The organism is Bacillus sp. NPDC077411 (genome assembly GCF_044543425.1).
GTDB classification, from domain to species: Bacteria; Bacillota; Bacilli; order Bacillales; family Bacillaceae_G; genus Bacillus_A; species Bacillus_A bruguierae.
Genome location: NZ_JBITWA010000009.1, coordinates 86,335 through 98,703 on the forward strand (window position 1 = coordinate 86,335; position 12,369 = coordinate 98,703).

The 12,369-nt window shown below is 37.9% G+C and carries 11 protein-coding genes; 1 reads left to right on the forward strand and 10 read right to left on the reverse strand.

The features are described from left to right. Positions 1–5: 5 nt before the first annotated feature. The 3 genes from icd to ACIGHG_RS13665 form a co-directional block, all read right to left on the reverse strand. On the reverse strand, positions 6–1,298 hold the full coding sequence (gene icd, locus ACIGHG_RS13655) for an NADP-dependent isocitrate dehydrogenase (protein WP_396548928.1): 1,293 nt from the start codon (positions 1,296–1,298) through the stop codon (positions 6–8). Between the two features lie 132 nt (positions 1,299–1,430). Beyond that, positions 1,431–2,549: a citrate synthase gene (gene citZ, locus ACIGHG_RS13660; protein WP_336471018.1), complete on the reverse strand. Its 1,119-nt coding sequence runs from the start codon at positions 2,547–2,549 to the stop codon at positions 1,431–1,433. A 428-nt stretch (positions 2,550–2,977) separates the two neighbouring features. Beyond that, the gene (locus ACIGHG_RS13665; RefSeq protein ID WP_090916390.1) at positions 2,978–3,439 is read right to left on the reverse strand and encodes a DUF441 domain-containing protein; all 462 of its coding nucleotides are present in this window, start codon (positions 3,437–3,439) and stop codon (positions 2,978–2,980) included. Between the two features lie 299 nt (positions 3,440–3,738). On the opposite strand from ACIGHG_RS13665, the gene ytvI reads away from it, so the two are divergent. Then, positions 3,739–4,845, forward strand: a complete 1,107-nt coding sequence (ytvI, locus tag ACIGHG_RS13670) for a sporulation integral membrane protein YtvI (protein ID WP_090916388.1) — start codon at positions 3,739–3,741, stop codon at positions 4,843–4,845. 160 nt (positions 4,846–5,005) lie between these two features. Here the strand turns inward: ytvI and ACIGHG_RS13675 are convergent, their stop codons facing one another. From ACIGHG_RS13675 to ystJ, 7 genes are all read right to left on the reverse strand, one after another. Then, positions 5,006–5,395, reverse strand: a complete 390-nt coding sequence (locus ACIGHG_RS13675) for an FxsA family protein (protein WP_336471017.1) — start codon at positions 5,393–5,395, stop codon at positions 5,006–5,008. Between the two features lie 87 nt (positions 5,396–5,482). Continuing rightward, positions 5,483–7,240, reverse strand: a complete 1,758-nt coding sequence (gene pyk / locus ACIGHG_RS13680) for a pyruvate kinase (protein ID WP_336471016.1) — start codon at positions 7,238–7,240, stop codon at positions 5,483–5,485. Between the two features lie 54 nt (positions 7,241–7,294). Further along, entirely contained in the window at positions 7,295–8,254 is a 960-nt protein-coding gene (gene pfkA, locus ACIGHG_RS13685; protein WP_090916382.1) for a 6-phosphofructokinase, read from the reverse strand. A gap of 128 nt (positions 8,255–8,382) precedes the next feature. Next, positions 8,383–9,357 (reverse strand): acetyl-CoA carboxylase carboxyl transferase subunit alpha, encoded by a 975-nt coding sequence (accA, locus tag ACIGHG_RS13690; RefSeq protein WP_336471015.1) that lies wholly within the window; start codon positions 9,355–9,357, stop codon positions 8,383–8,385. Further along, positions 9,345–10,214, reverse strand: a complete 870-nt coding sequence (gene accD / locus ACIGHG_RS13695; RefSeq protein WP_090916378.1) for an acetyl-CoA carboxylase, carboxyltransferase subunit beta — start codon at positions 10,212–10,214, stop codon at positions 9,345–9,347. Before accD ends, accA begins: the two co-directional genes overlap by 13 nt. Positions 10,215–10,411: 197 nt before the next feature. Continuing rightward, positions 10,412–11,047, reverse strand: coding sequence for a FadR/GntR family transcriptional regulator (locus tag ACIGHG_RS13700; RefSeq protein WP_336471014.1), 636 nt, complete (start codon positions 11,045–11,047; stop codon positions 10,412–10,414). A 14-nt stretch (positions 11,048–11,061) separates the two neighbouring features. After that, positions 11,062–12,318 carry an NADP-dependent malic enzyme gene (gene ystJ, locus ACIGHG_RS13705; protein WP_170857661.1) on the reverse strand — a complete coding sequence of 419 codons (1,257 nt, stop codon included), beginning with the start codon at positions 12,316–12,318 and terminating at the stop codon, positions 11,062–11,064. Between the last annotated feature and the right edge of the window lie 51 nt (positions 12,319–12,369).

Consider the following 12,369-nt stretch of genomic DNA (forward strand, 5'->3'; position numbering starts at 1 on the left):
TTGAATTATGCGTTTTTAATAATTGCTGCGTCCATATTGTTAATAAGGGCATCAGCAAATTCGGAACATTTCACTTCAGTTGCACCTTCCATAAGGCGTGCGAAGTCATATGTTACCACTTTTGAAGCAATCGTTTTTTCTACAGAATTAGTAATTAAATTCGCTGCTTCATTCCATCCTAAATGTTCTAACATCAATACTCCTGAAAGAATAACTGAAGATGGATTTACTTTATCTAAACCTGCATATTTTGGAGCTGTACCATGTGTCGCTTCAAAAATAGCATGCCCAGTAACATAGTTAATGTTAGCACCCGGTGCAATACCGATGCCTCCAACTTGTGCTGCAAGTGCATCAGAAATATAATCGCCATTTAAGTTCATTGTTGCTACAACGTCGAACTCGCGTGGACGTGTTAAGATTTGTTGTAAGAAAATATCTGCAATTGAATCTTTTACGATGATTTTTCCAGCCGCTTCTGCATCTGCCATCGCTTTATTCGCAGCATCTTTTCCTTCTTTCTCAACAATGCGATCATATTCAGCCCAAGTGAATACTTTGTCGCCAAATTCTTGTTCTGCTACTTCATAACCCCAGTTCTTGAAAGCTCCTTCTGTAAATTTCATAATGTTACCTTTATGAACTAATGTAACAGAAGAACGTTTTTCATTAATTGCATATTGAATCGCAGCGCGAACAAGACGCTTTGTACCTTCTTCAGAAATTGGTTTAATACCAAGTCCAGAAGTTTCTGGGAAACGGATTTTCTTTACACCCATTTCATTTTGTAAAAATGCAAGAAGCTTTTGAACCTCTTCAGAACCTTGCGCATATTCAATACCAGCGTAGATATCCTCTGTATTTTCACGGAAAATCACCATATCAGTATCTTCCGGACGCTTAATAGGAGAAGGAACCCCATCAAAATAGCGAACAGGACGTAAACATACGTATAAGTCTAATTCTTGACGAAGTGCTACGTTTAAAGAACGAATTCCGCCACCAACAGGAGTTGTTAACGGTCCTTTAATTGCGATTAAATATTCGCGAATCAATTCTAACGTTTCTTCTGGTAACCACTCACCTGTTTGATTAAATGCTTTTTCCCCTGCAAGCACTTCTTTCCAAACAATTTTCTTCTCGCCATTATATGCTTTTTCAACAGCTGCTTCTAACACACGAGATGCTGCTGCCCAAATATCTGGTCCAATTCCGTCTCCTTCAATAAAAGGAATGATTGGATTGTTAGGTACATTCATAACACCATTCGTTACGGTAATTTTTTCTCCTGTAGTCAATGTGATTACCCCCATGTTTGAAATTTCATATATATGAAACTGAGGGATAAATCCCTCAGTTCAAATCATAATTCAAGTCTAAATATTTCAATCATTATATCTTTGCGAAAAAGTCAGATTAATGAAAGCGCATTATATTCTTTGTCCGATTGGTACATAGCGTTGGTTAATCGGACCAGTATAGTCTGCACGCGGACGGATTAGGCGGTTATTTTCATATTGTTCTAGAATATGAGCTAACCAACCAGACATACGGCTGACTGCAAAGATTGGTGTAAATAGATCATGATCAATTCCTAAGCAGTGGTACACAGATGCAGAATAAAAATCTACATTTGGTGGAAGATGTTTTGCTGAAGTTACAAGCTCTTCAATTTTAATAGACATATTATACCACTTCTCTTGTCCTGTTAGCACGCATAATCGCTTAGACATTTCACGTAAATGTTTTGCACGTGGATCACCATTGCGGTATACACGATGACCAAAGCCCATAATTTTCACTTTATTGTCAAGTGCATTATGAATATATGATTCTACATTTTCTTCTTCGCCAATTTCCATTAGCATCTTCATTACGTTTTCGTTTGCTCCGCCATGAAGTGGTCCCTTTAAAGCACCAATTGCTGCTGTAATACCGGAATATACATCAGAAAGTGTAGCCACACAAACACGTGCTGTGAAAGTAGATGCATTTAATTCATGATCCGCATGAAGTACAAGCGCTTTATCAAACGCTTCAATTTCAACTTCATTTGGCTCACGATCATTTAACATATATATAAAGTTTGCAGCTAATGATAAATCTTTACGAGGCTCGATAACAGGTAACCCCTTGCGAATTCTCGCATATGCTGCAACAAGAGTTGCAACTTGCGCCTGTAATTTAACCGCTTTCAAATAATTAGATGCCTCATCCATTAATTCAGCACTTTCATCATACAATGATAGCATGGAAATTGCTGTACGTAAAACTGACATTGGATGCGCAACAGTTAAATTTGTGTGTTGTAAATATTCCAAAATATCTTTTGGCACTGCCGCATGCTCGGCTAACTGTGTTTTTAATTCCTCTAATTCTACTTCATTTGGAAGTTTGCGATGCCATAATAAATATACAACTTCTTCAAATGTAGCATTTTCAGCTAAATCATCAATATTATATCCCACATAAGTTAATGTATCATCAATAATAGAGCTTACAGATGATGTTGTTGCTACTACCCCTTCTAAACCTCGAATAACAGTCATTATAATCTCTCCTTTTCCTCGAAATTTCTCCCCAACCTAATACTTTTTCTCAATTAAATGTGTGTTCCACTGTTCAAGAAAGTGAATGAGCACCCGTTCACCTCTTAAACAAGTGAAATACACAATGGCACAATCATTACCATTTTTACATCTATCTATCGTCCCACACTATGTAGCATGGGCGTGAGCTTCTCCCCGAACCCCCACGCCTAAAACGACACATAGTGAGGAAATATAATTTCGGAGAGCTTTCCTATAAAAACAGCATAAAACAATATTAACAAAATTATTTCATGTTATTTTTATTTTATCTGGTGTAGGTCTATGCTGTTATGTAACTCGAAGAAGTGCCTTACATACATTATAAACAATTATCTGACTTTTGTGAATGGAAAGAATTCGAAAATTTTATATTAAAATAAATTTTTTTATTTAAACAGCTGTATAATGTTCATCACAGCGTATGCAATTCCTGCTCCAATTAACGGTCCTACCGCCACTCCATTAAATAGTGCTACCGCAAGAATTGTTCCAAACACAAGAGCAGTTGTAATGTGCGGATCGTGTGCTAAAAGTTGTACACCGCCTTTGGCAATAAGCGCCACAGCAATTCCTGAAGCGAGAGCAATCCAAGCATAATAAGATTTTGTCGCCTCTACAAGCTGCTTAAATCCAATTTCTCCTGTTGCAATCGGGACAAGGACCGCAATTGTTATAACGGTAACCCCAAGGTTAATTCCTTTCGTTTGCAAATAAGGGAAAATTTTATCTCCTAAAAACGTCCACTTTAGTAAAAATAGAACACTAACCGCTACTGTTAAAGATTGATTTTTCGCGATAAGTCCAATGACAAGAAGTATGAATAAAAATAAAGTCGACTGACTAATCATGATGTCGCATCCTTTCTGAAAATAATGAAGAGCTCTCAAATATGTCCCCTTTCTGAAATAAAAAGAGGAATTCGCTCTTCAAATAGAGAATCGTTTCCACTTATACCAAAAGTGATTACTTTCCTTTTCTTTCTTATAAGAAAAAGGTAAAATAAAAAAGAAAAAATCTATATTACATCATACCATACCATTTACAGAAGAGGCATGAAGTACCTCATTATTTGATGTATATTTTCAAGCGAATCATTACACAAGCTTCGCTCATACCTAACATTTTTTACAGAGGAGGGAAAACACCTTTGAGTCGAAATTCACTCTACATAGCACTTCGACTTCTCTTTGTTATTGCAGCAACTATATTAGGAGTATACGCGCTGTTGTATATATCAAGTCTTGTCTATCCATTTATTATCGCTTTTGCAATTGCATATTTAATCAATCCAGTTGTAAACTTTCTCGATCAAAAACTACGATTCCCTCGTGCTTTGTCTGTATTTATTAGCCTCGTTCTTGTTTTTGGCGCCATCGTCGGGCTCGTTACGTATCTTGTAACAGAAGCGATTTCCGCAACAACATATTTGTTACAAATCGTACCAGAAAAATTCCCGGCTCTAGTTCAGTATTTACAGGAATTTGCACTTACCAATATTATGCCACTCTACAACGATTTGATTTCTAAGTTTAAGCATCTCGGTGCAACACAACAAAGCACGATTACAACAAACATTCAAAATCTCGGTACAGAAGCAACACAGCAAATGAAATCTATTTTGACAGCCATTATAAGCGGATTAACAAATTTCATTAGCGCTCTTCCAACCACCTTAACTGTTCTCGTATTCGTCTTGTTAGCCACTTTCTTTATTAGCTTTGACTGGCACCGCCTTGCCTGTAAAATCGAAAAGTTATTACCTAATCGATTACACGGTTATGGAAAAACAATTTTTGTGGATTTACGAAAAGCTTTATTTGGATTTGTGAAAGCACAATTTACACTCATATCCATGACGACCATTATCGTTCTAATTGGACTATTAATTTTGCGTGTACCGTACGCAATTACAATCGCCCTTGTTACAGGATTTGTGGATTTACTTCCATACTTAGGAACAGGAGCTGTTTTCGTTCCATGGATTATTTATATATTCTTTACAGGAGATACCGCCTTCGCACTTGGTTTACTTATTTTATATATCGTTGTCATCGTGCAGCGTCAATTAATGGAGCCAAAGGTATTATCATCTAACATTGGACTTGATCCACTGCCAACATTATTTTCTTTATTTATCGGATTTAAACTATTTGGTTTTTTAGGATTAATTATTGGTCCTGTAACACTCGTTTTATTAAATACATTGCATAAAGCAAATGTATTTAAAGATCTTTGGAAGTTTATAAAAGGGTAATAGCTACATCACCTAAAACAAGGAGAAGCCCCTCCTTGTTTTTTTATTTATAAAAATGAATAAAAATACTATATTTTTCTTCGTTTTTCTACAAATGAATAAATATTCATCTGTTTTTTCGACAAAAAATAACGCTTGAAGAGTTTTTCTCTCTCAAGCGTTATTTTTGCACAATAATTGTATTGTTTCGACTTATTTTTCGTTCCATCCATTTGATTATCATATATTTCACTGGTTTTCTCGCTGCTGGAATCAATAAAATTATTCCTACACAATCTGTTATATAGCCAGGTATCATTAGAAGTATACCACCTGCAAAAATACAAATCGCATCCAATACAACATCACCTGGAAGTTCACCTCTACTGAACCGATATTGAATATCTCTCCATACCGCTAACCCTTGTCGCTTTGCTATATATGCTCCAATTATACTTGTTAGCATAATAACACAAAATGTCGGCCATAACCCAATCCATTGACTCGATCCGATTAACATTGTAATTTCTAACGCTGGAATTAAAATAAACAAGAAGAGAAACACTTTCATTCCTCTCACCTCTTTTTCTAAATCTTCTTATTTTCAAATTTTGTAAAAAAAAGAGAAGGATTTACATCCTTCCCCACATATTATTACTTATAGCACTTCCGCATGTCCATTATATACAATTCCACGCGCCGCATCAACTGTTACTTCTTGGCCGCTTTTTAGCGTAGCAGTTGCAGTTGTTACACCAACGATAACTGGAATGCCGATTGATACACCAACAACCGCTGCATGGCTTGTTAATCCGCCTTCTTCTACAACAAGTGCTGCTGCTTTTTCAATCGCAGGAATCATATCTTTATCAGTGCTTACTGTAACAAGAATTGAACCTTCTGTTACGTTTGCTATTGCTTCCTCAGCTGTTTTAGCTACAACAACTTTCCCTTTTGCCGTTTTACGACCAATTCCTTGTCCTTTAGCGATTTGTTCGCCAACAACATGAATTTTCATTAAGTTTGTTGTACCAGTTTCAGCAAGCGGTACACCAGCAGTGATTACAACTGTATCACCAAGACCAATCATTTCTGCATCCATAGCTGTTTGAATCGCTGTTTCTAACATTTCATCTGTAGATTTTGCTTTTTCTTCTGCCATATACGCTTGTACACCCCAAGATAGCGCAAGACGACGACATACTTGTTCATTAGATGTTACAGCTACAATCGGAGATTTCGGACGATATTTAGAAATCATTTTTGCAGTATATCCACTTTCTGTAGGAGCTACGATTGCCGCTACATCAAGCGCAAGCGCTGTATGTGCAACAGATTGACTAATTGCATCTGTGATTGAGTAAGATTGCTCTTTAAGACGTTTTTGGAACATATCTTCATATTGCAGTGATTTTTCAACACGAAGTGCAATATTCGCCATCATTTTCACTGCTTCAACTGGATATAAGCCTGCTGCTGTTTCACCAGAAAGCATGATTGCATCTGTACCATCGAAAATAGCGTTTGCTACGTCACTTGCTTCCGCGCGTGTCGGACGAGGGTTACGTTGCATAGAATCTAACATTTGCGTTGCAGTGATAACTGGCTTTCCTAATACGTTACATTTTTTGATTAGACGCTTTTGTACTAACGGTACTTCTTCTGGTGGAATTTCTACCCCCATATCACCGCGGGCTACCATTAAACCGTCAGAAACTTCTAAGATAGAGTCGATATTATCGATACCTTCTTGGTTCTCGATTTTTGGAATAATTTGAATGTATCCTGCGCCGTGTGCTTCTAATAGCTCACGAATTTCTAATACGTCAGATGCTTTACGTACGAAAGAAGCTGCAATAAAGTCAACGCCTTGCTCGATACCGAAGACGATATCTTGAATATCTTTTTCCGTAATACCAGGAAGCTTAATACTTACGTTTGGTACGTTTACACCTTTTTTATTTTTTACCATACCGCTGTTTAACACTTTTGTGCGGATATCGCCATTTGCTTTTTCAATTACTTCTAACTCAATAAGACCGTCATCAATTAGAATGCGAGAACCTGAGTCTACATCGTCATAAAGTCCTGCATAAGTTACAGAGAACTTTTCAGCAGTTCCTAACACTTGCTCTGTAGAAATAACAACTTCTGCACCTGTTTTTAGTTCAGCTTGTCCGTCTACAAAGTCATGTGTACGAATTTCCGGACCTTTTGTATCAAGTAAGATTGCTACCGTTTTACCTGTTTTCTTTGCAGCCTCACGGATCGTTTTAATGCGTAATCCATGCTCCTCATGACTACCATGAGAGAAGTTTAAACGACAAACGTTCATACCTGCTCCGATTAATTGTTCTAACTTCTCAATACTTTCACTAGCGGGACCGATTGTACATACAATTTTAGTTTTGCGCATACCGCACCTCCGAATATTTATGAAAACGTTACCATTAACTTAACATTACAACAATTAGATAGATAATTCTTTTGATAATTGATACATCTCTGCATCAATTTCATGTTTTTTCGCTAATGCTTCAATAATATCATGATCAACAAGTTGGTTATCTTGAATACCTACGCAACGGCCACCTTTTCCTTCTAATAAAAGCTCGACTGCTCTTGCACCAAGACGACTCGCTAACACACGATCCATCGCACTCGGAGATCCTCCGCGTTGTACGTGACCTAATACTGTAACACGCGTATCAAAATTAGTCGCTTCTTCGATTTGTTTACCGATTTCAATCGCGCTGCCAACACCTTCAGCTACAACGATAATACTATGTTTCTTACCGCGTTCACTACCGCGTTTTAGACGAGCGATTACATCTCCCATATCATACTCTGCTTCTGGAATTAAGATTGTTTCTGCACCGTCTGCTAAACCAGCCCATAATGCGATATCACCTGCATGGCGACCCATTACTTCAATTACATATGTACGTTCATGGGATGTAGCTGTATCACGAATTTTATCAATTGCATCGATAACAGTATTTAAAGCTGTATCAAAACCAATTGTGAAATCTGTACCAGGAATATCATTATCGATTGTGCCAGGTACACCAACACATGGGAAACCATGCTCTGTTAATTTCTTCGCACCTTGGTAAGAACCATCCCCACCAATAACAACAAGTCCTTCAATACCAAATTTCTTTAATTGTTCAATCCCTTTTAATTGTCCTTCTAGCTCTTTAAACTCAGGACATCTTGCTGTATATAATTTTGTTCCACCGCGATGAATAATATCGCCTACAGAACCTAATTCTAATTTTTCAATATGACCAGAAATTAATCCTGCGTATCCATGATAGATACCATACACTTCTAAATCATGATATATTGCTTTACGAACAACTGCACGAATAGCAGCGTTCATTCCAGGTGAATCTCCACCACTTGTCAAAACACCAATACGTTTCATTAGTACTCACCTCATAAAGATTATTTGCCTTATAATAAAATAACATGAAGAAATATAAAATTACAATGGAGAAGATGTGTCTTTTCATAAGAAAAACGTGCATTCGCGAGATGGAACGCACGCTTTTTCTATTTTACCCCAATGGAAGCGTTTGAAAACGAAACTTGCCCAATTTTCATATATTTTTTATAGCGATTTTCGATTAGCTGCTCTTTCGAAACACCTTCCAATTGTTGGAATGTTTTTTGCAGAGTACGATTTATATATTCCGCTTGCTTCACTACGTCGCGATGCGCACCGCCGCGAGCTTCTGGAATAATTTCATCAATGACACCTAATTCTTTCAAATTAGCCGCTGTGATTTTCATCGTTTCTGCAGCTTCTTTTGATTTCGTAGCATCTTTCCAAAGAATTGCCGCTGCTCCTTCAGGCGAAATAACCGAATATGTGGAGTTTTCTAGCATGTATACATAATTACCTACACCAAGTCCTAATGCACCGCCACTTCCACCTTCACCAATTACAATACAAATAACAGGTACAGTCAGTCCAGCCATTTCAAATAAATTGCGCGCAATTGCTTCACTTTGTCCACGCTCTTCAGCTGCCTTTCCTGGATATGCACCTTTTGTATCAACAAAACAGATGATTGGGCGATTAAATTTTTCAGCTTGCTTCATAAGGCGCAGCGCTTTGCGATACCCTTCTGGATGAGGCATTCCGAAATTACGGCGAATATTTTCTTTCGTATCTTTCCCGCGCTGATGACCAATTACTGTAACAGGCATCCCGTTATATTTCGCAATCCCGCCGACAATTGCTGCATCATCGCCAAATAATCGATCTCCGTGACACTCAAAAAAATCAGTAAATAAGTGCTGGATGTAATCCAGCGTTGTCGGTCTTTCCGCATGACGCGCAATTTGAACACGGTCCCACACTTTCATGTTACCGTATATTTCTTCTTCTAAATGCTCTAATTTGCCTTCCAAGATACGAATCTCTTCACTGAAGTCCATCTGACTGTTTTTCGTATACTCTTTTAACTCGCTAATTTTATTTCTTAGCTCAACAACTGGTTTTTCGAATTCTAATTCTGCCATGACACCACTTCCTCCCCTTGATGAACTTCTAAAATCTTACGGAGCGTGTCTCTCATATCATTGCGATGCACAACTGCATCTAATTGTCCGTGTTCTAATAAAAACTCTGCCGTTTGGAAATCCTCTGGCAATTTCTCACGAACCGTCTGTTCAATTACACGACGACCGGCAAACCCAATTAATGCACCAGGTTCTGCTAGATTGTAATCACCAAGTGAAGCAAAGCTCGCAGAAACTCCGCCTGTCGTTGGGTGTGTCATAATTGAAATGAATAAACCACCTGCATTGCTATGTTTTTTTAAAGCTATACTTGTCTTCGCCATTTGCATTAAGCTTAAAATACCCTCTTGCATACGAGCTCCGCCTGATGCAGTAAAAATAAGAAACGGCGCTTTCATTTCATATGCTTTTTCAACAGCACGCGCAATTTTTTCACCTACAACAGAGCCCATGCTTCCCATTCGAAACCTTGAATCCATAACCGCAACAACAACAAGCATATCCTCGATCGTTCCTTCTCCTGTCACAACCGCTTCATTTAATCCGGTTTTTTTACGATCACTCTCAAGTTTCTCCTCGTAGCCAGGGAATTGAAGCGGGTTTGCCGAAATCATTTCTTTGTCATATTCACGAAATGAATTTTCATCTAACAAACTTTCAAGACGTTCCCATGCATTCATCGGGTGATGATAGCCACAGTTAACACATACTTTTAAATTTTTCAGAAGTTCTTTCGTATACATGATTTTTTTGCATTTCGGACATTTTGTCATGACACCGTCCGGTACATCTTTTCGTACCTGCTCTGAAGGAATTGCAGCATACTTTTTCTTCTTTAGGAATAAATCTCGTAGCAAAGTTTGACCCTCCTTTAGGTGATAAAAGAGCTAAGGTTAACGAGTAAGAAAATGGGGCTAACACCTAAATCAATTGGTGTTAGCCTTATTTTCTCAATTTGCCTTATAACTCGTCTCTTTACGTTTAACTTTAAACGTTATCTTGTAGAATTTGTGTCGGAACGTGTCATGGTTATTTCGACAAATTTTGTATAAAATTACAAATGAAACTGTATATTTCCCATTATTGCCTCATAAAGCTCTAATGCTGTTTGTTCTTGTTTATTCTGTAATGCTATATATAGCTTTTCATGTAACTCGCGCGCGTTTAAATGAACATCACAAGAAAGCGTCGAAGCGTAGTCATGTACAATCATCCAAACACGATACATTAAATAATTATCAACTTGTTCTACAAGCGTTTTTAAAAAAGTTTGATGAAATACTGCGATAGATGATTGTTCATCGGAAAAAATTTCATGAAATGCTTCCAAACAGTTCCCTGTCTGTGTTTGACATAAAACACGAATCGCATCTTTTTCAAGCAATTCTTTCATTTGTAACAAATCTCGCCGCGTCTTTTCATCTTGTAATAAGAACGGTGCAATTAATTGCACCAGACCGTTTTCATAAAAGTTTCGAATGAACGTCCCTTCACCGCGCCGCGTTTCAATTAGACCTACCAGTTCTAACGACCTGAGCGCTTCACGAACAGATGAGCGTCCGACATGTAAACGTGCACTTAGCTCACGTTCAGACGGTAGGCGGTCGCCCGCCTTCAATCCATCCTCTTGTATGATAAACCGAATTTTTTTCACTATTTCTAGATATACTTTTGTTTGTGATGATGTCAATGAACATTCCTCGCTTATTCTTTGCCGATAATCGCTAGATTTCTCGTTCTTTCAGCTACTTCCTTCGGATCAACTTGACGGCGAGCAACACCTGTTTCCATTGCAGCTTTTGCAACATACGCTGCTACTTGTGGTGCTACGCGTACATCGAATGGAGCTGGAATAATATAATCAGCACTTAACTCTTCTTCTGATACAAGTTCAGCAATAGCTTGTACTGCTGCCACTTTCATCTCTTCGTTAATTTGCGTTGCATGTACATCAAGAGCACCACGGAAAATACCAGGGAAAGCTAATACGTTGTTTACTTGGTTTGGGAAATCTGAGCGTCCCGTACCTACAACTGCTGCTCCAGCTGCTTTTGCCATATCTGGCATAATTTCTGGATTTGGATTCGCCATCGCAAAGATAATTGCATCTTGGTTCATAGTACGAACCATTTCTTCCGTTAATGCACCTTCTACAGATACACCGATGAACACATCTGCACCTTGAATCACTTCTGCTAATGAACCTTCTACACGATTTTTATTCGTGTATTTTGCCACTTCATTTTTCACAGCGTTCATACCGACAGAGCGCCCTTCAAAAATCGCGCCTTTCGTATCGCACATAATAATATCGCGTACACCGTAACGATATAAAAGTTTAATAATTGCAATACCTGCTGCCCCAGCACCATTTGCAACAACTTTAATATCAGACATTTTCTTTCCAACTAGCTTTAATGCATTCACAAGACCCGCTACTGTTACAATTGCTGTTCCGTGTTGGTCATCGTGGAATACAGGAATATTTGTTTCTTTTTTCAAACGCTCTTCAATAATAAAGCAATTTGGTGCTGCAATATCTTCTAAGTTTACGCCGCCAAAAGTTGGCTCCATTAATTTTACAGTTTCAACAATTTTATCTACATCATTTGTATTTAAAGCAATTGGAAATGCATCTACACCAGCAAAACTCTTAAATAATACAGCTTTACCTTCCATAACAGGAAGTGATGCTTCCGGTCCAATATTTCCAAGACCTAATACAGCCGTTCCATCTGTTACAACTGCTACCATATTGCCCTTCATTGTATATTCGTATACCTTGCTCTTATCGTCATAAATAACCTTACATGGTTCTGCAACCCCTGGAGAATACGCAAGACTTAAATCTTTTGCATTTTCTACCTTTACTTTTGATACTGTTTCTAGTTTTCCTTGATGCACTCTATGCATGTGAAGTGCTTCTTCACGAAGTGTTGACAAACGATCCACTCTCCTCATATTTTCTTGCTGCATAACGTTATTCATTCTCCAAGGTGGTCTGACCACGAA

Coding starts and splice junctions, on each gene's coding strand:
- citZ (WP_336471018.1), bottom strand. CDS start 2,549: ATGACTGTTATTCGAGGTTTAGAAGGGGTAGTAGCAACAACATCATCT.
- ACIGHG_RS13665 (WP_090916390.1), bottom strand. CDS start 3,439: ATGATTAGTCAGTCGACTTTATTTTTATTCATACTTCTTGTCATTGGA.
- ACIGHG_RS13675 (WP_336471017.1), bottom strand. CDS start 5,395: ATGAAAGTGTTTCTCTTCTTGTTTATTTTAATTCCAGCGTTAGAAATT.
- pyk (WP_336471016.1), bottom strand. CDS start 7,240: ATGCGCAAAACTAAAATTGTATGTACAATCGGTCCCGCTAGTGAAAGT.
- pfkA (WP_090916382.1), bottom strand. CDS start 8,254: ATGAAACGTATTGGTGTTTTGACAAGTGGTGGAGATTCACCTGGAATG.
- accA (WP_336471015.1), bottom strand. CDS start 9,357: ATGGCAGAATTAGAATTCGAAAAACCAGTTGTTGAGCTAAGAAATAAA.
- ystJ (WP_170857661.1), bottom strand. CDS start 12,318: ATGAGGAGAGTGGATCGTTTGTCAACACTTCGTGAAGAAGCACTTCAC.